This window comes from Massilia violaceinigra (genome assembly GCF_002752675.1).
Taxonomy (GTDB): Bacteria; Pseudomonadota; Gammaproteobacteria; order Burkholderiales; family Burkholderiaceae_D; genus Telluria_A; species Telluria_A violaceinigra.
Genome location: NZ_CP024608.1, coordinates 1,089,802 through 1,111,744 on the forward strand (window position 1 = coordinate 1,089,802; position 21,943 = coordinate 1,111,744).

18 protein-coding genes and 1 pseudogene are annotated in these 21,943 nt (G+C 64.1%); 12 read left to right on the forward strand and 7 right to left on the reverse strand.

Going from position 1 to position 21,943, the window contains the following annotated elements:
- Positions 1-18: 18 nt before the first annotated feature.
- The 7 genes from CR152_RS05005 to CR152_RS05035 all read left to right on the forward strand — a co-directional run bounded on the left by CR152_RS05005 (position 19) and on the right by CR152_RS05035 (position 7,800).
- On the forward strand, positions 19-1,743 hold the full coding sequence (locus CR152_RS05005; RefSeq protein ID WP_099873933.1) for an ABC transporter substrate-binding protein: 1,725 nt from the start codon (positions 19-21) through the stop codon (positions 1,741-1,743).
- Positions 1,744-1,893: 150 nt separating this feature from the next.
- Positions 1,894-3,378: a glycerol kinase GlpK gene (gene glpK / locus CR152_RS05010; RefSeq protein WP_099873934.1), complete on the forward strand. Its 1,485-nt coding sequence runs from the start codon at positions 1,894-1,896 to the stop codon at positions 3,376-3,378.
- Positions 3,379-3,484: 106 nt separating this feature from the next.
- A complete protein-coding gene (gene ubiE, locus CR152_RS05015) occupies positions 3,485-4,219 on the forward strand; it encodes a bifunctional demethylmenaquinone methyltransferase/2-methoxy-6-polyprenyl-1,4-benzoquinol methylase UbiE (RefSeq protein WP_099873935.1) in 735 nt (244 codons plus the stop codon).
- Positions 4,220-4,229: 10 nt separating this feature from the next.
- The gene (locus CR152_RS05020) at positions 4,230-4,850 is read left to right on the forward strand and encodes a Tim44 domain-containing protein (RefSeq protein WP_099873936.1); all 621 of its coding nucleotides are present in this window, start codon (positions 4,230-4,232) and stop codon (positions 4,848-4,850) included.
- A gap of 105 nt (positions 4,851-4,955) precedes the next feature.
- On the forward strand, positions 4,956-5,633 hold the full coding sequence (locus tag CR152_RS05025) for a ubiquinone biosynthesis accessory factor UbiJ (RefSeq protein WP_167399867.1): 678 nt from the start codon (positions 4,956-4,958) through the stop codon (positions 5,631-5,633).
- A complete protein-coding gene (ubiB, locus tag CR152_RS05030) occupies positions 5,633-7,201 on the forward strand; it encodes a ubiquinone biosynthesis regulatory protein kinase UbiB (RefSeq protein WP_099873938.1) in 1,569 nt (522 codons plus the stop codon). The genes CR152_RS05025 and ubiB overlap by 1 nt, the downstream gene beginning before the upstream one ends.
- A gap of 2 nt (positions 7,202-7,203) precedes the next feature.
- A complete protein-coding gene (locus CR152_RS05035; protein WP_099873939.1) occupies positions 7,204-7,800 on the forward strand; it encodes a methyltransferase domain-containing protein in 597 nt (198 codons plus the stop codon).
- A gap of 69 nt (positions 7,801-7,869) precedes the next feature.
- On the opposite strand, the gene CR152_RS05040 is transcribed toward CR152_RS05035, so the two are convergent.
- Complete coding sequence (locus CR152_RS05040; protein WP_208640071.1) at positions 7,870-8,862, reverse strand: foldase protein PrsA; 993 nt, start codon at positions 8,860-8,862, stop codon at positions 7,870-7,872.
- A 143-nt stretch (positions 8,863-9,005) separates the two neighbouring features.
- On the opposite strand from CR152_RS05040, the gene CR152_RS05045 reads away from it, so the two are divergent.
- The 4 genes from CR152_RS05045 (at position 9,006) to nudB (ending at position 12,378) form a co-directional block, all read left to right on the forward strand.
- A complete protein-coding gene (locus tag CR152_RS05045; protein WP_099873940.1) occupies positions 9,006-9,341 on the forward strand; it encodes an FmdB family zinc ribbon protein in 336 nt (111 codons plus the stop codon).
- A gap of 42 nt (positions 9,342-9,383) precedes the next feature.
- A complete protein-coding gene (locus CR152_RS05050; protein ID WP_099873941.1) occupies positions 9,384-9,989 on the forward strand; it encodes a DUF502 domain-containing protein in 606 nt (201 codons plus the stop codon).
- Between the two features lie 65 nt (positions 9,990-10,054).
- Positions 10,055-11,851 carry an aspartate--tRNA ligase gene (gene aspS, locus CR152_RS05055; protein WP_208640072.1) on the forward strand — a complete coding sequence of 599 codons (1,797 nt, stop codon included), beginning with the start codon at positions 10,055-10,057 and terminating at the stop codon, positions 11,849-11,851.
- A 68-nt stretch (positions 11,852-11,919) separates the two neighbouring features.
- Positions 11,920-12,378 (forward strand): dihydroneopterin triphosphate diphosphatase, encoded by a 459-nt coding sequence (gene nudB, locus CR152_RS05060; RefSeq protein WP_099873943.1) that lies wholly within the window; start codon positions 11,920-11,922, stop codon positions 12,376-12,378.
- A 40-nt stretch (positions 12,379-12,418) separates the two neighbouring features.
- Here nudB and CR152_RS05065 read toward each other — a convergent pair whose 3' ends face one another.
- Positions 12,419-15,979, reverse strand: a complete 3,561-nt coding sequence (locus tag CR152_RS05065) for a calcium-binding protein (RefSeq protein ID WP_157778326.1) — start codon at positions 15,977-15,979, stop codon at positions 12,419-12,421.
- A 259-nt stretch (positions 15,980-16,238) separates the two neighbouring features.
- On the opposite strand from CR152_RS05065, the gene epsC reads away from it, so the two are divergent.
- Positions 16,239-17,162: a serine O-acetyltransferase EpsC gene (epsC, locus tag CR152_RS05070; protein ID WP_099873945.1), complete on the forward strand. Its 924-nt coding sequence runs from the start codon at positions 16,239-16,241 to the stop codon at positions 17,160-17,162.
- On the opposite strand, the pseudogene CR152_RS34945 reads toward epsC, so the two are convergent.
- The 5 genes and pseudogenes from CR152_RS34945 to CR152_RS05095 form a co-directional block, all read right to left on the reverse strand.
- Positions 17,159-17,894, reverse strand: a pseudogene (locus CR152_RS34945) (ABC transporter ATP-binding protein). The gene epsC and the pseudogene CR152_RS34945 overlap by 4 nt on opposite strands.
- A complete protein-coding gene (locus CR152_RS05080; protein WP_099873946.1) occupies positions 17,891-18,700 on the reverse strand; it encodes an ABC transporter permease in 810 nt (269 codons plus the stop codon). The pseudogene CR152_RS34945 and the gene CR152_RS05080 overlap by 4 nt, the downstream one beginning before the upstream one ends.
- A 3-nt stretch (positions 18,701-18,703) precedes the next feature.
- Positions 18,704-19,675, reverse strand: a complete 972-nt coding sequence (locus tag CR152_RS05085) for an aliphatic sulfonate ABC transporter substrate-binding protein (protein WP_099873947.1) — start codon at positions 19,673-19,675, stop codon at positions 18,704-18,706.
- Between the two features lie 21 nt (positions 19,676-19,696).
- The gene (locus CR152_RS05090; protein WP_099873948.1) at positions 19,697-21,082 is read right to left on the reverse strand and encodes an LLM class flavin-dependent oxidoreductase; all 1,386 of its coding nucleotides are present in this window, start codon (positions 21,080-21,082) and stop codon (positions 19,697-19,699) included.
- A 4-nt stretch (positions 21,083-21,086) separates the two neighbouring features.
- Complete coding sequence (locus CR152_RS05095; protein ID WP_099873949.1) at positions 21,087-21,914, reverse strand: MetQ/NlpA family ABC transporter substrate-binding protein; 828 nt, start codon at positions 21,912-21,914, stop codon at positions 21,087-21,089.
- Positions 21,915-21,943 lie beyond the last annotated feature (29 nt).

A 21,943-nucleotide genomic window follows, 5' to 3' on the forward strand; every position in this document is an offset into this window, starting at 1 on the left:
ATAAAAAAAGGCGGAGACATGAAATTGAAAATGACATTGATGGCGGCTGCATTGCTGGCCACGGCGAGCGCTTGGGCCGAGACCAAGGATGCCGAAAAATGGATTGGCCAGGAATTCCAGCCGTCCACGCTGTCGAAACAGCAGCAGCTCGAGGAAATGAAGTGGTTCATCGACGCTGCCGCCAAGTTGAAGGCCAAGGGCATCAAGGAAATCAGCGTGGTCTCCGAAACCATCGATACCCACGTCTACGAATCGAAGGTGCTGGCCAAGGCCTTCGAGGAAATCACCGGCATCAAGGTCAAGCACGACATCATCCAGGAAGGCGATGTGGTCGAGAAGCTGCAAACCTCCATGCAGTCCGGTAAAAGCATTTACGACGGCTGGGTGTCCGACTCTGACCTGATCGGCACGCACTACCGCTATGGCGCCATCGTGCCGCTGTCGGACTACATGGCGGGCGAGGGCAAGGCCTTTACCAATCCGGGCCTGGACCTGAAAGACTTCATTGGCGCGAGTTTTACCACCGCGCCGGACGGCAAGCTGTATCAGCTGCCCGACCAGCAATTCGCCAACCTGTACTGGTTCCGCGCCGACTGGTTCGCGCGCAAGGACCTCAAGGACAAGTTCAAGGCCAAGTATGGCTATGAGCTGGGCGTGCCGCAGAACTGGTCTGCGTATGAAGACATCGCCGAGTTCTTCACCAACGACGTGAAGAACATCGATGGCAAGAAGGTGTTCGGCCATATGGATTACGGCAAGAAGGACCCGTCGCTCGGCTGGCGTTTCACCGATGCCTGGCTGTCGATGGCTGGTGCCGCCGACAAGGGCATTCCGAACGGCCTGCCGGTCGACGAGTGGGGCATCCGCGTGGCTGCCGACAAGTGCACGCCGGTCGGTGCGTCGGTCTCGCGCGGCGGGGCGACCAATTCGCCGGCGTCGGTGTTCGCGCTGACCAAGTACGTCGACTGGATGAAGAAGTACGCACCGCCGCAGGCGGGCGGCATGACGTTCTCGGAATCGGGCCCGGTGCCGGCGCAGGGTGAAGTGGCGCAGCAGATTTTCTGGTACACGGCGTTCACCGCGTCGATGATGAAACCGGGCCTGCCGGTGGTGCAGGCGGACGGCAAGCCGAAATGGCGCATGGCGCCGTCGCCGCACGGCCCGTACTGGAAAGAGGGCATGCAGAACGGTTACCAGGACGTCGGTTCGTGGACCTTCTTCAAGTCGACCCCGCCGGACCGCCGCGCCGCAGCCTGGCTGTATGCGCAGTTCGTCACGTCGAAGACGGTGTCGCTCAAGAAGTCGATCACGGGGCTGACCTTTATTCGCGAGTCGGATATCAAACACGATTACTTTACCAAGAACGCGGATAAATACGGCGGCTTGATCGAGTTTTACCGCAGCCCGGCGCGGGTGGCGTGGAGCCCGACCGGCAACAACGTGGCGGATTATCCGAAGATGGCGCAGCTGTGGTGGAAGAACGTGGCCACGGCGGTGAGCGGCGAGAAGACCCCGCAGGCCGCGATGGATAACCTGGCCGAGGAAATGGATTCCGTGATGTCGCGTTTGCAGCGGGCGGGGATGCAGAACTGCGCGCCGAAGTTGAATCCAAAGGTCGATCCGGCCACGTATTTGACCGACAAGGCCGCGCCGTGGAAGAAGCTGGCCAACGAGAAGCCGAAGGGGGAGACGATTGCGTATGACGTCTTGCTCAAGGCGTGGAAGGAAGGGCGGGCACGCTAGGCCTCCACCGCGTCGTCCCCGCGCAGGCGGGGACCCAAGTTCGTCGCTCAGTTGCTAAGGCACGAACTTGGATCACCGCGGGGGCGCCGAGCCCTGCGCGGGGATGACGTGGTATCTCTCGTTTTACCTATCTCATCATCGCGACCCAGCATGACCAAATTCATTCTCGCCATCGACCAGGGCACCACCAGTTCACGCGCGATCCTGTTCGACCGCGCCGGTCACATTCACGGCGCGGCGCAGCAGGAATTCCGCCAGTTCTTCCCCCAGCCCGGCTGGGTCGAACACGACGCCAACGAAATCTGGCAGTCGCAGCGCGCCGTCATCGACGAGGTCCTGCGCAGCAACGGCGTGCCGGCCAGCGACATCGCCGCCATCGGCATCGCCAACCAGCGCGAAACCACCGTGCTGTGGGACCGCGCCACCGGGGAACCGGTTGCCCCCGCCATCGTCTGGCAGGACCGCCGCAGCACGCCCTGCTGCGAAGAGCTGCGCGCCGACGGCCACGAAGACCTGTTCCAGCAAAAAACCGGGCTGGTTCTCGACGCCTATTTTTCCGGCCCCAAACTCAAATGGCTGCTTGACAACGTCCCCGGCGCGCGTGCTCGCGCCGAGCGCGGCGAGCTGGCCTTCGGCACCGTCGACAGCTGGCTCATCTTTAAAATGAGCGGCAAGCACCTGACCGACCCAAGCAATGCCGCGCGCACCCTGATGTTCAACATCCACACCGCGCGCTGGGACGATGAGCTGCTGGCCCTGCTCGACATTTCCCCTGGCCTGTTGCCGGAGGTAGTCGCCAGCAGCGGCGTGGCCGCCCACACCGACGCCCGCCTGTTCGGCGTGGCCGTGCCGATTGCCGGTATCGCCGGCGACCAGCAAGCCGCCACCTTCGGCCAGGCTTGCCACAGCCCCGGTATGGCCAAGAATACCTACGGCACCGGCTGCTTCATGCTGATGCACACCGGCCAAACGGCGACGATTTCGCAGAACAAGCTGATCAGCACGATCGGCTGGACCCTGCCAAAAGGTACCGATTACCTGCTCGAAGGCAGCGTCTTCATGGCCGGCGCCGCCATTCAATGGCTGCGCGACGGCTTGGGCATCATCAAGAGCGCGGCCGAGGTCGAAGAACTCGCGCTCGCCGTGCCGGACAATGGCGGGGTGCTGTTCGTGCCGGCGTTCGCCGGCCTGGGCGCGCCGCACTGGGATGCCTACGCGCGCGGTACCATGGTCGGCATGACGCGCGGCACCAACAAATCCCACATCGCGCGTGCCACGCTCGAGAGCATCGCCCTGCAAAGCGCCGACGTGCTCGACGCCATGCAGGCCGACGCCGCCATGCCGCTGACCCAGCTGCGGGTCGACGGCGGCGCCGCCCGCAACAACCTGCTGATGCAGTTCCAGGCCGATATTCTCGGCGTGCCGGTGGTGCGCCCGGTGGTGACAGAAACCACCGCCCTGGGCGCGGCCTTCCTGGCCGGGCTGGCGGTGGGTTTCTGGGCCTCGCAGGAGGAAATCGCGGCCCAGTGGCAGATGGAACGGCGCTTCGAGCCCGCCATGGCGAAGGATGAGCGTGCGCAGCGCATGGGCGAATGGCGACGCGCGGTGGAGCGCTCGCGCGCCTGGAGCCAGTAGGGCGTCGGGGATCGCTCGCGCCGCTCACGGCTGCATCGCGCGTCGCGTAGCGTGCCGCTGCCGTGGGTCGCTTGTATAATGCACGCAGACAAACGGCGGCCCTACTATGACAAACAGCACACATTTCGGTTACAAAACGGTCTCCGAGGACGACAAGGTCCACGAAGTGGCCAAGGTGTTCCATTCGGTCGCATCCAAGTACGACGTGATGAACGACCTGATGTCGGGCGGCCTGCACCGGCTGTGGAAGACCTTCACCATCGCCAACGCGGGCGTGCGCCCCGGCTTCAAGGTGCTCGACATCGCCGGCGGCACGGGCGACCTGGCCAAGGCTTTCGCCAAGCAGGCCGGCAAGACCGGCGAAGTCTGGCTCACCGACATCAACGAATCGATGCTGCGCGTCGGCCGCGACCGCCTGCTCAACAAGGGCCTGATCACGCCGACCCTGCTGTGCGACGCCGAAAAGCTGCCGTTCCCCGACAATTATTTCGACCGCGTCAGCGTGGCCTTCGGCCTGCGCAACATGACCCACAAGGACCAGGCGCTGGCGGAAATGCGGCGCGTCCTGAAACCCGGCGGCAAGCTGCTGGTGCTCGAATTCTCCAAGGTCGCCACGCCCCTGCAAAAGCCCTACGACGTGTATTCGTTCTCGGTACTGCCGTGGCTGGGCCAGAAAATCGCCGGCGACGCCGAAAGCTACCGCTACCTGGCCGAGTCGATCCGCATGCATCCGGACCAGGAAACCCTCAAGACGATGATGGAAACGGCGGGCCTGGAGCGGGTCCAGTATTTCAATTTGACTGCCGGCGTGGCGGCATTGCACACCGGTATCAAGTTCTAGGAAACGTACGATGAAAAAATTTGTTGCAAGCATGATTTTCGCCATGTCGGCACTGTCCGGCACGGCGCTTCCCGGCGCGGCCATGGCGCAGCAGGCCCCGGCAGCCGCTCCCGCCGCCGCCACATCGGAATACCCGCCCCAGGTTCTCATCGGCGGCGCGGTCATGCTGTTCGGCCTGGCAGGTTTCTTTGGCTTTCGCATCATCCGGCGCCGCGACGCGGCGGCCAAACCCGCGCCTGTCGCGGTCAGCGCCAAACCCGCCTTTCCGCCCGGTTTCGACAACACCGCCTTCCTGCGCCAGGCCAAGGCCACCTTCATCCGCATGCAAAAGACCTGGGACAAGGCCGACGCCAGCGACCTGCGCCAGTTCACCACGCCGCAGGTATTCGCCGAACTGCAGCCGCAAATGCAGGCGCCCGGCGCCAGCGTCACCGAGGTGGTCTCGATCGAGTCCGAACTGCTGGGCGTCGAAACCGTGGGCGACAGCTTCCTGGCCACGGTCCGCTTCAGCGGCCAGATCCGCACCGCGCCGGGTGCCGCTCCCGAGCCGCTGGCCGAGGTATGGAATATGTCCAGGCCGCTCAAAGGCGGCGGCGACTGGAAGCTGGCGGGCATCGGGCAGCTTTCCTGATTATTCTTTCTCAAAGTAACAGTGCTGCCGGAAAAGTGCCCGGCAAACTGGTAAGATCAAAACCGCCCGCTGTCCTGGGCGGTTTTGTTCTTTAAGCGTGCCCACATGTCACCACCGAACTCGTTTACTCCCCAATCCGCGCTGATGGCGCCCGCCATCGCCGCAATCAATCACTTGCTGGCGCAGGAAGCGTGGGCCAGGGATGCACTGGCGTTGCACAGCGGTAAAGTGGCCTGCATCGATGCCAGCGGCATGGCGCTGCGCCTGCTTGTCACGCGCGACGGCATGGTCGAGGCCAGCCCGGCCGGCACGCCGGAGGAGGGCGCCAGCGTCACCATCCGCGTCAAGCTGGCCGACCTGCCGCTGATCGCCCAGAACCGCGAGCGGGCCTTTTCCTACGTCAAGATCGAAGGCGATGCCGAGTTCGCCAACACGATTTCGCAACTGAGCAAGGGTTTGCGCTGGGAAGCCGAGCACGACCTCGAACGCCTGATTGGCCCGATTGCCGCCACCCGCCTGGTGGGCGGCGCCAGAAGCGTGTTCGACGGCGTGCGCGCCGCCCACGGCAAGGTGGCGGAAAACCTGGCCGAATTCTTCCTCGAAGAGCAGCCCCTGCTGGTGCGTCCGGCCACGGTCGACGATTTCGGCGCCGAAGTGAGCCGCCTGCGCGACGATGTCGAGCGCACCGCCAAGCGTCTCGCCCGGCTCGAACAAAAGCTGGCGCCCACGGGTGCCGCACCGGACGCGCTAAATGCTGCCGGGCAACAAAAACTGGATCTTTAATGGTATTGAAATTCCTGCGCCTGCTTAAAATTCTCCGGGTCGCGGTCAAGTACGGCCTCGACGAAATCGCCATCTCCGGCCTGAAAGTGCCGCGCACGGCCAAGCTGATCGACAATGTGATCTTCTGGCGCGATATCTCGGCCCCGCGCGGCGTGCGCCTGCGCATGGCGCTGGAAGAACTGGGCCCGATCTTCGTCAAGTTCGGCCAGGTACTCTCGACCCGGCGCGACCTGATGCCGTTCGACATCGCCGACGAGCTGACCCATCTGCAGGACCGGGTGCCGCCGTTCAGTTCCGAACTGGCGATTGCCCAGATCACACGCTCGCTGCGCGCCCACCCGGACGAACTGTTCGCCAGTTTCGACCGTACCCCGGTCGCGTCGGCATCGATCGCCCAGGTGCACTTCGCAATCTTGAAGGATGGCAAGGAAGTCGCCGTCAAGGTGCTGCGTCCCGGCATGAAAAAGTCGATCGATGAAGACGTGGCGCTGATGCATATCGCCGCCGAGTGGATCGGGCGCATCTGGGCCGACAGCAAGCGCCTGAAACCGAAGGAAGTCGTCGCCGAGTTCGACAAATACCTGCATGACGAACTCGACCTGATGCGCGAGGCCGCCAACGCCAGCCAGCTGCGCCGCAATTTCGCCGGCTCCAACCTGCTGATGGTGCCCGAGATGTACTGGGATTACTGCGCCAGCAGCGTGATCGTCATGGAACGCATGCACGGCATTCCGGTCTCGCAGATCGACCGCCTGGCGGCCGAGGGCGTGGACTTGAAAAAACTCTCCAGCGACGGCGTCGAGATTTTCTTCACCCAGGTGTTCCGCGATGGCTTTTTCCATGCGGATATGCACCCGGGGAATATTTTGGTCTCGGTGGCGCCGGAAACCTTCGGCCGCTACATTGCGCTCGACTTCGGCATCGTCGGCACCCTGAACGACTTCGACAAGGATTACCTGTCGCAAAACTTCCTGGCCTTCTTCCGGCGCGACTACAAGCGCGTGGCCGAAGCCCACATCGAATCGGGCTGGGCCCCGCGCGAAACCCGGGTCGACGAGCTCGAATCGGCCGTGCGCGCCTGCTGCGAACCGATCTTCGACCGCCCGCTCAAGGATATTTCCTTCGGCCAGATCCTGCTGCGCCTGTTCCAGACCTCGCGCCGCTTCAACGTCGAAGTCCAGCCGCAACTGGTGCTGCTGCAAAAAACCCTGCTCAATATCGAAGGCCTGGGGCGCCAGCTCGATCCCGACCTGGACCTGTGGAAAACCGCCAAGCCTTATCTGGAGCGCTGGATGGGCGAACAGGTCGGTGTGCGCGGCATGGTCGAGCGCCTCAAGGCCGAGGCGCCGCGCTACACCCACATCATTCCGCAACTGCCGCGCCTGGTTCACCGGGCGCTGCTGCAGGCGGCCGAGCCGGCTACCATCAACCATGACTTGCTCAAGATCCTGGTGATCGAGCAGCAGCGCACCAACCGCCTGATCTCGGTCGCGCTGGCCTGCGCCGCGCTGGTCGTGAGCGGGGCGGTGGCGCTGCTGGCCTACGGACGCTGGTCGCACCTGATCTGACCATGCCCGACTTCGCCAGCCGCGATCCGCAGTCGCCCGCCTTCTGGGACGAGCGCTTCGAGCGCGGTTTCACGCCCTGGGACCGGGGCGGGGTGCCGGCGGCGCTGCGCGATTTCGTCGGCCGCGCAGCTCGCCCGCTGCGCACCCTCATTCCCGGCTGCGGCGCCGCCTACGAACTGGCCTATCTATCGGATGCCGGGTGGGACGCCACCGCCATCGATTTTTCGCCGGCCGCCGTGGCCGCTGCCAGGGCGGCGGTGGGGCCGTGGAGCGAGCGCGTGCGCGAGGCGGACTTTTTTGCGTTTGCGCCGGACCAGCCGGTCGAATTGATGTACGAACGTGCTTTCCTGTGCGCCTTGCCGCGCGCCATGTGGCCGCAAGTGGCCGCGCGCTGGGCCGACCTGCTGGCGCCCGGAGCGCTGCTGGCGGGATTTTTCTTCTTCGACGATGTGCTCAAGGGGCCGCCGTTCGGAATCGGTCGGGCCGAACTCGATGCCTTGCTCACGCCGGCATTTCGCTGCGTGGAAGATGCTGCCGTGGAGGATTCGATTGCCGTGTTTGCCGGCAAGGAGCGCTGGATGGTGTGGCAGCGCAGGTGAGCCGTTCCCGCTGGGGGAACGGCGTGATGCACGCCGCGGCGTAGTCGCCGCGACGCCGGCCGGAGCCGCTTACTTCGATGCTGCCGGGGTGGCGGCCGCTGGCGCTGCCGCCGGTGCAGGTGCTGCGCCGTGGTCGTGGCCATCGTGGGCCGCTGGTGCGGCCGGTGCCGCTGCGCCCGTTGCCGCTGGCGCTGGCGCCGGGGTGGTGTACACAATCTTGGCGTCAGCTTTCAGCTTGTCCAGATACGCCTTCATGTTGGTGCGCTGAACCTGCTGCTTGAGCTGATCCTTGAGCTGTTCCAGCGGCGGCGGGGTGATCGGACGCGAATCTTCCAGCATGATCACGTGGTAGCCGAACTGCGACTTGACTGGCTCTTCGGTGAACTTGCCTTTTTCCAGCTTGGCCACGGCCGCGCCGAACTCGGGCACCATGCTGGCCGGGTTGAACCAGCCCAGATCGCCGCCGTTGACTTTCGAGCCGGGATCGTTCGATTTTTCCTTGGCCAGGCTGGCGAACGCCTTGGCATCCTTTTTCAGCTTGACGATGATGCTTTTCGCTTCGGCTTCTTCCTTGACCAGGATATGGCGCGCCTTGAATTCGGTACCGCCGGCCGTGCCGACCATCTTGTCGTATTCAGCCTTGACCATCTCGTCGGTCACCGGATTGGCCTTGATCCAGTCCTGGATGAAGGCGTTGGCCGTCATCGACTGCTTGATCAGCTCCAGCTGGCGCTTGACGTCGTCGGTCTTGTCCAGGCCCTTCTTGGTGCCTTCGTTGGCCACCAGGGTCTGCATGGCCAGGTTGTCGACGATGGCCTTGCGCAGCTCAGGGGTGTCCGGCTGGCCCTGGGCGGTGCGCTCCTTGACCATCATGTCGACCGTGGCGGTCGAGATCGCGGTTCCGTTGACGGTGGCTGCGACGCCATCTTTGGCGGCAGGAGCCGAGGTGGAGGTCGCACCGGACTTCGCAGGCGCTGCGTTGGCCGTATCTTTTGGGCCGCAGGCGGCCAATGCCAGCGCCGAGGCAGCGCCGATGAACAGAACACGAGACTTTATCAACATCGTTCAATTTCCTTTTTCAAGTTAGCCCGGCGCATGCCGCGCAGCAGGCACGCATCTTACCATCCTCGCGGCTGGCCATTTATGCTTGTGACTTTGAAAAAAGCTTATAATTCAGGGTTTTGACGATTTTTGCGGAGTATTCAATGCCGATTTACGCCTACCGCTGCGATGAATGCGGTTTTGCCAAGGATGTATTGCAGAAGATCTCCGACCCTGTGTTGACGGTCTGCGTGTCCTGCGGCAAGCCTTCTTTCAAGAAGCAATTAACCGCCGCCGGCTTCCAGCTTAAGGGAACCGGCTGGTACGCCACCGATTTCCGGGGCGGAGCCGCGCCATCGACGGGTACCGCCAGCGGTCCGGCCGAGGGCGGCGCAGCCGCGCCCGCAGCCCCGTCTACTGCGGCAAGCCCGGCCGCCGAGTCGTCCGCGCCCGCGGCGCCAGCCAAGCCGTCGGCCACGCCGGGCAGCGGCACGCCCTGAGCCAAGGGACGCTGTGGCGTCCCGCCAATTACCGAGAGCCGAATGCGTAAATATTTCATTACCGGATTACTGGTCCTGGTCCCGCTGGCGATCACCCTGTGGGTCCTGAACCTGGTCATCAGCACCATGGACCAGTCGCTGCTGCTGGTGCCCGAGCGCTGGCAGCCGCATACCCTGTTCGGGCGCGAAATTCCGGGCCTGGGCACGATCCTGACCATCGCCATCGTGTTCCTGACCGGCCTGCTGGCCAACAACCTGGTTGGCAACTATCTGGTGCGCCTGTGGGAACGCCTGCTGCACCGCATTCCCGTGGTCAGCTCGCTCTACGGCAGCGTCAAGCAGGTATCGGACACCTTGTTTTCCTCGTCCGGCAACGCCTTTCGCAAGGCCGTGCTGCTGCCGTATCCGCACGCGGAGTGCTGGACCATCGGCTTCCTGACGGGTGTGCCGGGCGGCGACGTCAAGAACCACCTGGTGGGCGACTTCGTCAGCGTGTACGTGCCGACCACGCCCAACCCCACCTCGGGCTTTTTCCTGATGATGGAACGCAGCAAGGTCATCGAACTCGACATGAGCGTCGACGCGGCCCTCAAATACATCGTCTCGATGGGCGTCGTCGCCCCCGAGCATTTGCCAACCAAAGAGTAAGAGTGCGGCGCTTCGTTTCCGCGCCCGTTGAATAACCAACCTAGACTGAAAACAATATGTCCTCCATGCGTACAAACTACTGCGGCCTTGTCACTGAAGAATTGCTGGGCCAAACCGTCAGCCTGTGCGGCTGGGTACACCGCCGCCGCGACCACGGCTCGCTGATTTTCATCGACCTGCGCGACCGTGAAGGTCTGGTGCAGGTGGTCTGCAATCCGGAGCAGGCGGAGATGTTCAAGGTCGCCGAAGCGGTGCGTAACGAATACTGCCTGCGCGTGACCGGTGTGGTCACCGCGCGTATCGGCAACACGGTCAACAACAACCTCAAGTCGGGCAAGATCGAAATCGTCGCCAGCGCCGTTGATGTGCTCAACGCCTCGGTGCCGGTACCGTTCCAGCTGGACGACGACAATCTGTCGGAAACGACCCGCCTGACCCACCGCGTGCTCGACCTGCGCCGTCCGCAGATGCAGAACAACCTGCGCCTGCGCTACAAGGTGACGATGGAAGTGCGCAAGTACCTGGACAACCTCGGCTTCATCGATATCGAAACGCCGATGCTGACCAAGTCGACCCCGGAAGGCGCGCGCGACTACCTGGTGCCGTCGCGTGTCAACGCGGGCAACTTCTTCGCGCTGCCGCAGTCGCCGCAGCTGTTCAAGCAGCTGCTGATGGTCGCCAACTTCGACCGTTACTACCAGATCACCAAGTGCTTCCGCGACGAAGACTTGCGCGCCGACCGCCAGCCTGAATTCACCCAGATCGACTGCGAAACCTCGTTCCTGACCGAACAGGAAATCCGCGACCTGTTCGAGGACATGATCCGCATCGTCTTCAAGAACACGCTCGACATCGACCTGCCGAACCCGTTCCCGGTGATGGACTTCGCCACCGCGATGGGCATGTACGGTTCGGACAAGCCGGACATGCGCGTCAAGCTGGAATTCACCGACCTGACCGACGACGTCAAGGATGTCGAATTCAAGGTCTTCGCCGCGCCCGCCAACATGGTGGGCGGGCGCATCGTGGGCCTGCGCGTGCCGCAGGGCGCCAGCATGCCGCGTTCCGAAATCGACGCTTACGACCAGTTCGTGCGCATCTACGGCGCCAAGGGCCTCGCCTACATCAAGGTCAATGAAAAAGCCAAGGGCCGTGAAGGCCTGCAGTCGCCAATCGTCAAATCGCTGCACGATACCGCGCTGGCCGCGATCCTCGAAAAAACCGGCGCCCAGGACGGCGACCTGATTTTCTTCGGTGCCGACAAGGCGAAAGTCGTCAACGACGCCATCGGCGCGCTGCGCGTGAAGATCGGCCACTCGGACTTCGGCAAGAAGGCTGGCCTGTTCGACGACGTCTGGAAGCCGCTGTGGGTTGTCGACTTCCCGATGTTCGACTACGACGAGGAATCGGACCGCTGGACCGCGACCCACCATCCGTTCACCGCGCCGAAAGACGGCCATGAAGACATGCTGGAGACCAACCCTGGCGCGTGTATCGCCAAGGCCTACGACATGGTCTTGAACGGCTGGGAACTGGGTGGCGGTTCGATCCGTATCCACCGCGAAGAAGTGCAGAGCAAGGTATTCCGCGCACTGAAGATCGATGCCGAAGAAGCCCAGCTCAAGTTCGGCTTCCTGCTCGACGCGCTGCAATACGGCGCGCCGCCGCATGGTGGCCTGGCTTTCGGCCTGGACCGCATCGTGACGATGATGACCGGTTCGGACTCGATCCGCGACGTGATCGCCTTCCCGAAAACCCAGCGCGCCCAGTGCCTGCTGACCAACGCACCGTCCGAAGTCGACGAGAAGCAACTGCGCGAACTGCACATCCGCTTGCGCAACGCCGAACCGAAGATCGTTTAAACTGAAAAGCACGGTTCGCCGTGCTTTTTTTTCGTCCGCGGCCTTGGCCCGATCCTGATCAATGATTCATGCCCGCTAAAATTCCGGAATCCGTCCTCGTCGTCATTCACACGCCCGCGCTGGAGGTGCTGCTCATCGAGCGCGCCGACAAGCCGGGATTCTGGCAGTCGGTCACCGGCTCGCTCGATGCGCCCGATGAACCGCTGCTCGACACCGCCGCGCGTGAACTGTTCGAGGAAACCGGCATCGTGGCCGATGGCGACGCCATTGCGCTGCGCGACTGGCAGCTGTCGAATATCTATGAAATCTATCCGGTCTGGCGCCACCGCTACGCGCCTGGCGTGACCCACAACACCGAACATGTGTTCAGCGTGTGCGTACCGCGCGACACGCCCATTGTGTTGAGCGCGCGCGAGCACCTGCGGCACGTCTGGCTGCCTCACGTGGAGGCGGCCGACCGCTGCTTTTCATCGTCCAACGCGGAGGCGATACTGCAACTTCCGCGCAGGTTGAACCGGCCCGACTGACCGGCGGGCGGGGCGCCAGCCAGTTCGTGCGCCCGCCTGGTTACAGCAGCGGTGGCGTGGCAACCCCCATCAGATCCACATTTATCTCGGGCGCGGCCATGCTGCCCCACGGCGCGGCGGCCGGTGCCGGCGTGCTGTCGGCCACCAGCTCCGCATTGATCCTTGCCAGATCCCAGCTGATGCCATCGGCGAAGGTGATCTGCTGCAGTGGATTGGAGGGATTCGGCGTCGCTGTTTCAGACAGGAAGCTGTAGACCGTCAACTGGTCGCTGCCGCCGGCGATCTTGATCAGCAAGGTGGTGCCTGACTTGCTTAATTGCAGATCGCTACCGGCGATGCCAATGTCCAATTGCAGCGTATTCAACTTGCCTTCCGGGCTAGGCTTGGCGCTCAACAAGGTATCCTGGCCATCACCCCTGCCGAACAAATAGGTATCGTTGCCGTTGCCGCCGATGATACGGTCGTCGCCGGCGCCGCCGCGAATAATGTCGTCCCCGCCCTTGCCATCGATGGCATCGTTCCCGGCCAGGCCGCTGATCACGTCGGCCTTCACGGTGCCGTCGATCCGGTCGTTGGCAGCGCTGCCCGCGAACAGCTTCGCTTCGATGGCCGCCAGGTTCCAGGTGGCGCCGTCGGCAAAGCGGATCTGCTGCAGCGGGTTATAGGTGTTCGCGGTGTTATCTTCGTGCAGGAAATATTGCACGGACAGCGAGTCGGCCGAGCCGTCGATCTTCACCGTCAAGATTCCGTTGCCGCTCTCCAGGCTGATGTCGCCAGGCAGGATGCCGGCTTTCAATTGCAGGGTGTCGACCTTGCCGGTGGCCCAGTCGTTGACCGCACCGACCAGGTCCGCGCCATCGCCGCGCCCGAACAGGTAGGTGTCGCTGCCTTCGCCGCCGGTGACGGTGTCGTCGCCGGCGCCGCCGTCGAGCGTGTCGTCGCCACCCTTGCCGCTCAGATTGTCCGCCCCGGCAAGCCCGGTGATGGTATCGGCAGCGAACGTGCCGCTGATTTCTTCAGCGCCATTGGTGCCGGCAAGCAGCAGGCTTTGGATGGTCGCCGTGTTCCATACCGTGCCATCGGCGAAACGAATTTCCTGCACGGGATTGGTGCCGCTGGCCGGGTTGTCCTGGCTGAGGTAGCCCTCGGCGCGGACCTGGTCGGCGCCTCCGTTGAGCTTGACGACCAGCGCGCTGTAGGAAGTTGCCAGGGTAATGTCGGCTGGCGCAATACCAGCCTTGAATTGCAGCACATCGATCTTGCCGGCGACGTCATTGTAAGTGGGCATGAGCGTATCGATGCCATCGCCACGCCCGTACACGTAGGTGTCGCTGCCGCCTCCGCCATTGATTGTGTCGTTGCCGAGGCCGCCATCAATGGTGTCGTTGCCTGCGTTGCCAGACAGATTATCTGCCCCGGCCAGGCCGAACATGGTGTTCGCGTTGACGGTGCCGGACACCCGGTCCGCACCCGCGCTGCCGCCGTACAGCTGCGCCTCGATCTGGGCCACGTTCCAGGCGGTGCCGTCGGCAAAACGGATTTGCTGAAGCGGATGGAGTTCGGTCGCGGTACTGTTGTTGGGCATGAATTGTTCGACGGTGACTTGATCGGTCCCGCCCTTGATCTTGACCACCAGGCCGCTGTAAGGCGATGCTTCGAGCAGCACATCGCCAGCGCTCACGCCAGGCTTGAGCTGCAGGGTATCGATGCCGCTGCCATGAATGTGGGTGATCCTGTCCTGGCCATCGCCTTTACCGAACAGGAAGGTATCGGCGCCTTCGCCGCCGTCGAGGACGTCGTTGCCGCTGCCGCCATCAAGGGTATCGTTGCCGCCGAGGCCATTGAGCTTGTCAGCCCCGCCTGCTCCGCTGAGCACGTCATTGCCGCTGGTGCCGCTGATGGTGTCGTTGCCTTCGGTGGGCGTGGTCAGTTTGGCGAGAATGGTGGCGGCATCCCATGCGGTGCCGTCGGCGAAGCGGATTTGCTGCAGCGGGTTGAGGGGGTTGTTAATGCTGTCGTAGGCCAGGAATTGACCAACCGTGATCTTGTCGGTCGTACCCTTGATGCCGACCACCAGCGTGCTTAGCATGCGGCTCAGGACAATGTCGCCTGGAGCAACACCGGCCTTCAGCTGCAAGGTATTGATCGTGCCTGGCGCATCGTCGCTGGCTGCGCGGAGATCATCCTGGCCATCGCCTCTGCCGAACAGATAGATATCGTTGCCTCTGCCGCCATGAATGGTGTCATTGCCGGCGCCGCCATCGAGGGTATCGTCGCCGCCCTTGCCGTCGAGCCAGTCGTTGCCGCCTTGTCCCGTGATCAGTTCGCCCTTGACCGTGCCCTCGAGACGGTCGGCGTCCTTGCTGCCCGCGTACAAGGCGGCCTGGATGGCCGCCAGGTTCCAAATCGTGCCCTCGGCAAACCTGAACTCTTGCACCGGATTGTAGGCTGAAGCGGGGTCATCCTGGAACAGGAAGCCGCCGATCGTCACCTGATCGGCCGTGTCCCTGATCTTGACGATCAAGCCGCCGTAGCCTGAGGGGCCGGGAGTGACGATCACGTCCGCCGGCAGAACGCCCTCCTTGAACTGCAGCGTACCCAGGCGGCCCGGCGCATTGGTCATGCCCATCGAAATGGTGTCCTGGCCGTCGCCTTTACCAAACATGTACACATTCTTGCCGAAGCCACCCGTGAGGATGTCGGTGCCGGCGCCGCCGTCGAGCGTATTATCGCCGTCCCCGCCATCGAGCTCGTCGTTGCCGATTCCGCCCAGCAGCAGATCGTGGTCGAGGCCGCCGTTCAGATAGTCATCGCCGTCGCCACCGTCAAGCGTATCGGCGCCTTGCGCGCCGTCAAGCAGGTCGTCGTTCGCGCCGCCAACGAGCTTGTCGTTGCCGTCATCGCCCGCCAGCTTGTCGTTGCCTGCGCCGCCGAGCAACTGGTCGTTGCCCAGCCCGCCGATGAGGGTGTCGGCATCGGCGCCGCCATCGATGGTATCGTTGCCGGCGCGGCCGTCGAGCAGGTCGCTGCCCCCCAGGCCGGTCATGGCATCACCCAGGTAGGTGCCGCCGCGCACGTCGGCGCCGTCGGTACCGGCGTATAGCTTGGCCTGGATCTCGGCCAGGTTCCACGTAGTGCCATCGGAGAAAATGATTTGTTGCAGTGGATTGGCGCTGTTGGTGGTGCTGGTTCCGTACAGGAAGCCGTCCGCCCGGAACTGGTCGCCGGTGCCGATGATATTGATGAGCAAGGACGTGCCAATCATGTCAAAGGCGAGGTCGGACGGCAGCACGCCTTCCTTCAGGCGCAGCGTGTTCACCTCGGTTTGCGGACGGACATCGATCATGTACGCGATGTCGCGCCCGTCGCCACGGCCGAACAGGTAGACATCGTCGCCCAGGCCGCCGTTGAGGAAGTCGTTGCCGGCGCCGCCATCAAGGATGTCGTTGCCGGCGAGACCGAATAACTGATCGTTGCCGGACAGGCCGTTCAGTACGTCATCGGCAGCGCCGCCGTTCAGCGTGTCGTTGCCGGCGGTGCCGCTGACTGGGGTGGTGAGGTTGGTGATTACAGTATTCGTCGCGATAGTGTTGAGGGGCATGGCTCTCTTTCTGGCGGTGGGGAGATCAATTATTCGGTGCGGGCTTAGTTTGCAAACATCGACGCGCAAATTGCCGTCTAACCAATGTTGTGTTCATAAAGAAATAATAACATACGAGCAATCATGTCAAACTTCAAATTTGAGAAAAATAATTAAGAGCAACAACGTCTGATTTTTCACTGCACCGCGCAAGAAAAACACATATGCAAGCGCGAAATGATTCGTTCCGTTTGCGGCGCGCCTGCGCTAGGCTCGGCGCATGAAAAACGACATCCCCGAACCGGCCGGCGCCCGCGCGCCGCATTGGAACCTTGGTCCCGTGATCGAGGAACTGCGCGTCTCGCGCGAAGCCACGCATAACATCCGCCACCACGGGCGGGTGCGCGAGCTGCCCTCGCGCGAGGCGCTCACCGTGATCGTGAATGGTCTGTCGGCGGCGCTGTTCCCGACTCATTACGGGCGCCCCAACCTGACCGACGAGAGCATCGATTATTTCGTCGGCGACACCCTCACCACGACCGTGAACCGGCTGGTCGAGCAGGTGCGCCGCGGCCTGCTGTTTTCGGCGCAGCCGGACGACGCCAGCGAGGAAGCACTGGTGCAGAAAGCGGGGGCCATCACACGCGACTTTGCCGCCGGCCTGCCTGGCATCCGCGCGCTGCTGGTGTCGGATGTGCAGGCCGCACTGGCGGGCGACCCGGCCGCCACCTCGGTGGCCGAAATCATGCTGTGCTACCCGGGCACCATCGCCATCCTGTACCACCGCTTCGCGCACCGGCTGCACCAGCTGGGCGTACCGTTCCTGGCGCGGCTGGTGTCGGACATCGGCCACTCGCTGACCGGGATCGACATCCATCCGGGGGCGCGCATCGGGGGCAGCTTCTTTATCGATCACGGCACCGGCGTGGTCATCGGCGAAACCGCCATCATCGGCCAGCGCGTGCGCCTGTACCAGGCCGTGACCTTGGGCGCCAAGCGCTTCCCGGCCGAAGAAAACGGCACCCTGATCAAGGGCGTGGCGCGCCATCCGATCGTGGAGGACGATGTGGTGATCTACGCGGGAGCGACCATCCTGGGACGGATCACCATCGGCGCCGGGTCTACCATCGGCGGCAATGTGTGGCTGACCGACAGCGTGGCGCCGGGCAGCACGGTGTCGCAGGCGCAGATGCGCAGCGACTAGATCGCGTGCGCTGCTTCCAGGCGGCGCAGGATGGCCGCCTTGATCGCCGCCTGCGCGCTGTCGCCACGCAGGCGCGGGCGTGCCAGCGGCACAGCGAATTCGGCCGCCACCGGGCCGGCGGCGCTATCGAGCAGCACCACGCGGTCGCTCAGGTACAGCGCCTCATCAATGTCGTGCGTGACCAGCAGCAGCGTGAGTGCATGTTCGCGCGCCACGCGTGTCAACAGGTCTTGCAGCTTCATGCGCGTAAAGGCGTCGACCGCCGAAAACGGTTCGTCGAGCAGCAGCACGCGCGGACGCGTAAACAGGCCGCGCGCAATCGCCACGCGCTGCGCCTGCCCGCCCGAGAGCTGCTTGGGCAGCGCAGCGGCGTAGCCATCGAGCCCCACTTCCTCCAGCAGGCGCTCCACCGCGGCGGCGTTGCGCGCGGCCGGGCCCCTGGCCGAAGGCGATGTTCTGGCCCACCGTCAGCCAGGGGAACAGGCGCGGCTCCTGGAAGATGACACCGATATCGCGGCTCACGCCTGTCTGTGCCACGCCATCGAGCAGCACCTCGCGGCGAAACTCGCGGTCCAGCCCAGCGGCGATGGAGAGCAGGGTGCTCTTGCCGCATCCGCTGGCGCCGATCAGGCTGACGATTTCGCCCGCGTGCAGCTGCAAGTGAGTGTCGCGCAGCACCTGGCGCGTGCCGTGGCGCTTGTCGGCGATGTGCGCCTCGAACAGAGGCGTCATGCCGGGCCTCGGTCGACATGGTTGTCGCGCCAGGCCAGCAGCCGGTTCTCAAGCAGCTGCATCATACAGTCGCTGGCTTTGCCCAGCACCGCCAGCAGCACGATGGCAGCGAGCACGATATCGGCGCGGCTGGTTTCGCGCCCGTCCGAGAGCAGGTAGCCGAGGCCTTTGCTGGCCGCGATCAGTTCGGCCGCCACCATGAACATCCACGCCAGGCTGAGGCCATTGCGCAGGCCCGTCGTCAAGGAAGGCAGGGCGGCCGGCAGCAGTACCCGGCGCGCCAGCGCGACACGGCTTAACCGGTACAGGCGCGCCACTTCGACCAGCTTGCGGTCGACGCCGCGAATGCCGGAAACGACGCCCATGTACACCGGGAAGAAGGCGCCGATCGCGATCAGCACCAGCTTGGGCAGCTCGTCGATGCCGAACCACAGCAGCAGCAAGGGCACCCAGGCCAGCGAGGGAATCGCGCGCAGCGCCTGGAAGCTGGGGTCGAGCAGCGCTTCGGTGCGCCGGTTCAGCGCCACCGCCGCTCCCAGAATCACGGCGAGGCTGGCGCCGGCCGCGAAGCCGGTCAGTACGCGGGCGGTGCTGCTGGCCACGTGCGCCGCCAGCCCGTTCTGCGCCAGGTAGACAAGGGTGCGCAGGATATCGCTTGGCGCCGGCAGCAGGTTGGGCGGAATGACGCCGCTGCGCGCGCCCGCCTCGGCGGCCACCAGCACGGCGCCCGGTACCACGAGGCCGAGCGGCATGCGCAGGGCAAGGCTGCGCGCTGGCGCCGGCAGGTCGAGTGAACGGGCGGTCATGGTTTATTCGCGCGCGATGAGCGCTTGCGCAAAGCGCGTGTCGACCAGTTCCGCGATCACCTTGTCGAGGTCCGTACCCGACTTGACCAGCGCTTCGTCGCGCAGGATCGGTGCCGCCAGTTGCAGCGCCTTGAGGTGTTCCGCCGATGGCTGCGGGTTGCTGAAATCGCTGCGCAGCTTGATGATCTGCAACAGCGCCACCGGCAGCGATACCTTGGCTTCTTCCGCGAGTATCTTCGCGGCCTCGTTCTGATTGGCGCCGATCCATTTGCGGGCGCGCTCGTAGGTCTTGATCACGCGCGCCGTCTCCGCCGGGCGCGCGGCCAGGAAATCGTCGCGCACGTTCAGGAAGCCGTAGGTGTTGAAAGCCACGTTGCGGTAGATCAGGCGCGAGCCGCCTTCCAGTTCGCTCGCCGCCATGTGCGGATCGAGTCCGGCCCAGGCATCGATCCGGCCCTGTTCCAGCGTCGCGCGCCCATCCGCGTGCTGCAGGCCGACGTGTTCGATGTCGCTGCGCTTCAGGCCCGCCGTCTTGAGCGCGCGCAGCAGGAACAGGTAGGGATCGGTGCCTTTGGTGGCGGCGATCCTTTTGCCTTTCAGGTCGGCCAGGGTGCGGATCGGCGAGTCCTTGCGCACCACCAGTGCGGTCCACTCAGGGCGCGAGAAAATGTAGGGCGCGCGGATCGGATTGCCGTTGGCCTTGGCCAGCAGGGCGGCCAGGCCCGCGCTGGAACCAATGTCGATGCTGTTGGCGTTCAGGTATTCGAGCGCGCGGTTGCTGCCGGCGCTGTGCACCCATTTGATGGCGGTGCCGTCGGCCTTGAATTCTTCTTCCAGCCAGCCGAAGCGCCGCAATACCAGGCTGGTTGGCGAGTAGTAGGCGTAATCGAGGCGCAGTTCGCGCCGCGGCGCCGCGCTGGCCACGCCGGGGAGGACCGACAGGGCGGCCAGTTGCAGGAGATTGCGGCGTTTCATGGGGTCCTTGGGTTGTGGGGGTCAGGCTGCCGACTGCAGCAGCGGAGCGATACGGACCTGGCGGCCGTGGTGGCCGTCCGGCAGGCGCGAACTCTTGCCGGTCAGTTGATGGCGCAGGGTTCCGCCGACGCTGTCATTGCGGTAGCGGCCGCGCCGCTGCAGCTCCGGCACGATCAGCTCGACGACATCGCGCATGGTTTCGTGGGCGATGGCAAAGGCCAGGTTGAAGCCATCGACGCCGGTCTGTTCCATCCATGTTTCCAGCTGATCGGCCACCTCGGACGGCGAGCCGACCAGGATCGGGCCGCGCCCCCCAAGGCCGATGAAGCGCGCCGCTTCGCGCACCGTCCAGGTGCGCGACGGATCGGCCGCGCTGAGCGAGGCGAGGGCGGAGCGCCCGGCTTCCGTCTCGATGTAGTCGATGGTGGCGTCGAGCGGGATGCGGCTGAAGTCCACGCCGGTCCAGCCGGACAGCAGGGCCAGGGCGGCGTCGATGTTGATGTGGCGCTGGTAGTGCTCGTACTTGGCGTGCGCTTCTTCCGATGTGGGCGCGGTGACGATCAGTGCCTGCGCGTAGACCAGCAGGGCGTCGCCATCGCGCCCGGCCGCGCGCACGGCGGCGCGGGTATCGTCCACGTAGCGCTTGACCACGTTGACGCTCGGGCCGCTGACAAACGTCGCTTCGGCGTGGCGCGCCGCGAATGCCATGCCGCGTGGCGAGGCGCCGGCCTGGTACAGGAAAGGCGTGCGCTGCGGCGACGGTTCGCACAGGTGAATGCCGGGCACCTTGTAGTAACGGCCTTCATGGTTGATCGGATGGACCTTGCCGGGGTCGGCATACACGCCGCGCGCCTTGTCGCGCACGACGGCATCGTTTTCCCAGCTTTTCTCCCACAGCTTGTAGACCACGTCGAGGTATTCGTCGGCCAGGTTGTAGCGCTCGTCGTGGGCGAGCTGTTTTTGCAGGCCCAGGTTGCGCGCCGCGCTGTCGAGGTAACCGGTAACGATGTTCCAGCCGATGCGTCCCTTCGTCAGATGATCGAGCGTGGAGATGCGCCGCGCAAAGGTGTACGGGTGCTCGTAGGTCAGGGCGGCGGTGACGCCAATGCCCAGGTGGCGCGTGGCGTTGGCGATCAGCGGCACCAGTGCCAGCGGATCGTTCAGCGGCGCCTGCACTGCATGGCGCAGGGCGGCGTCCGCGCTGCGCTCATACACGTCGTACACGCCCAGCACATCGGCCAGGAAAATGGCGTCGAACCGGCCCGCTTCGAGCAGTTGCGCCAGTTCGATCCAGTAGTCGGCGTCAAGATAGCGGTGGCTGTTGTCGCGCGGGTGGGTCCACAACCCGGGGGATTGATGGCCCACGGTGTTCAGCTGGAACGCGTTGAAACGGATCGGTTTGGCCATGATGCTATTTGGCTGCCGCTTGCAGGGCCAGTTGGTAGTCGGTTTTGGCGTAGCCGGCGAAATGCTTGTTGGTGACCGCCAGGAACTCGGGCGAGCGGTAGGCCGCCGCGATATCTTTCGTAAACTGCTTCTGTTTGTCGGCAGTGCGTACCGCCACCAGGTTGATGTAGTTGGGCGAGATCTTCTCGGTGACCAGGGCTTCGGTCAGTTTCAGCCCCGACGCCAGCGCGTAGTTCCCGTTGACGAAGGAGTAGTCGGTGTCCTGCAGCGAACGCGGAAGCTGGGCCGCTTCCAGCGGCACCAGTTTGATCTTCTTCTGGAAGCTGGCGATGTCCTTTTCGGATGCACGCACCGGGTCGAATTTCTCGCGCAGCTTGATCCAGCCCAATTGGTCGAGCAGCACCAGCGCGCGCGCCTGATTGGTCGGGTCGTTCGGCAGCGCCACGGTGCTGCCGTCCTTCACTTCGGTCAGCGATTTGTGCTTTTTGCTGTAAATGGCGATCGGCGCGGTCGGAATCGTCACCAGGTCGGTCAGCGCCAGTTTGTGCTCGGTCGCGAACTTGTTCAAGTAGACGATATGCTGGAACACGTTGGCGTCGAGCGAGCCTTCGGCCAGCGCGAAGTTGGGCTGGATGTAGTCGTTGAATTCGATGACCTTGACCTTGTAGCCCTGTTTTTCGAGGATCGGCTTGATCCCCAGCTTGATCTGGTCGGCGTACGGGCCGGCGCTGGTGCCGATGACGATTTCTTTCGGGTCCTTGGCAGCGCTGGCGGAAGTGGCAATGGCCAGGCCGGCGATTGCAGCGAGAATGGTGCGGCGTGCGATAAACATGGTGTCCTCTGAATGAAGTGAATGTGATT

Excerpts from the sequence above, each read along its gene's own strand:
- CR152_RS05025 (WP_167399867.1), top strand. The coding sequence starts at position 4,956 with ATGTCACCACCGAACTCGTTTACTCCCCAATCCGCGCTGATGGCGCCC.
- CR152_RS05020 (WP_099873936.1), top strand. The coding sequence starts at position 4,230 with ATGAAAAAATTTGTTGCAAGCATGATTTTCGCCATGTCGGCACTGTCC.
- CR152_RS05095 (WP_099873949.1), bottom strand. The coding sequence starts at position 21,914 with ATGTTTATCGCACGCCGCACCATTCTCGCTGCAATCGCCGGCCTGGCC.
- epsC (WP_099873945.1), top strand. The coding sequence starts at position 16,239 with ATGAAAAACGACATCCCCGAACCGGCCGGCGCCCGCGCGCCGCATTGG.
- ubiB (WP_099873938.1), top strand. The coding sequence starts at position 5,633 with ATGGTATTGAAATTCCTGCGCCTGCTTAAAATTCTCCGGGTCGCGGTC.
- CR152_RS05080 (WP_099873946.1), bottom strand. The coding sequence starts at position 18,700 with ATGACCGCCCGTTCACTCGACCTGCCGGCGCCAGCGCGCAGCCTTGCC.
- CR152_RS05085 (WP_099873947.1), bottom strand. The coding sequence starts at position 19,675 with ATGAAACGCCGCAATCTCCTGCAACTGGCCGCCCTGTCGGTCCTCCCC.
- CR152_RS05045 (WP_099873940.1), top strand. The coding sequence starts at position 9,006 with ATGCCGATTTACGCCTACCGCTGCGATGAATGCGGTTTTGCCAAGGAT.
- nudB (WP_099873943.1), top strand. The coding sequence starts at position 11,920 with ATGCCCGCTAAAATTCCGGAATCCGTCCTCGTCGTCATTCACACGCCC.
- CR152_RS05035 (WP_099873939.1), top strand. The coding sequence starts at position 7,204 with ATGCCCGACTTCGCCAGCCGCGATCCGCAGTCGCCCGCCTTCTGGGAC.
- ubiE (WP_099873935.1), top strand. The coding sequence starts at position 3,485 with ATGACAAACAGCACACATTTCGGTTACAAAACGGTCTCCGAGGACGAC.
- CR152_RS05040 (WP_208640071.1), bottom strand. The coding sequence starts at position 8,862 with ATGTTGATAAAGTCTCGTGTTCTGTTCATCGGCGCTGCCTCGGCGCTG.
- aspS (WP_208640072.1), top strand. The coding sequence starts at position 10,055 with ATGCGTACAAACTACTGCGGCCTTGTCACTGAAGAATTGCTGGGCCAA.
- CR152_RS05090 (WP_099873948.1), bottom strand. The coding sequence starts at position 21,082 with ATGGCCAAACCGATCCGTTTCAACGCGTTCCAGCTGAACACCGTGGGC.
- CR152_RS05065 (WP_157778326.1), bottom strand. The coding sequence starts at position 15,979 with ATGCCCCTCAACACTATCGCGACGAATACTGTAATCACCAACCTCACC.
- CR152_RS05050 (WP_099873941.1), top strand. The coding sequence starts at position 9,384 with ATGCGTAAATATTTCATTACCGGATTACTGGTCCTGGTCCCGCTGGCG.
- CR152_RS05005 (WP_099873933.1), top strand. The coding sequence starts at position 19 with ATGAAATTGAAAATGACATTGATGGCGGCTGCATTGCTGGCCACGGCG.
- glpK (WP_099873934.1), top strand. The coding sequence starts at position 1,894 with ATGACCAAATTCATTCTCGCCATCGACCAGGGCACCACCAGTTCACGC.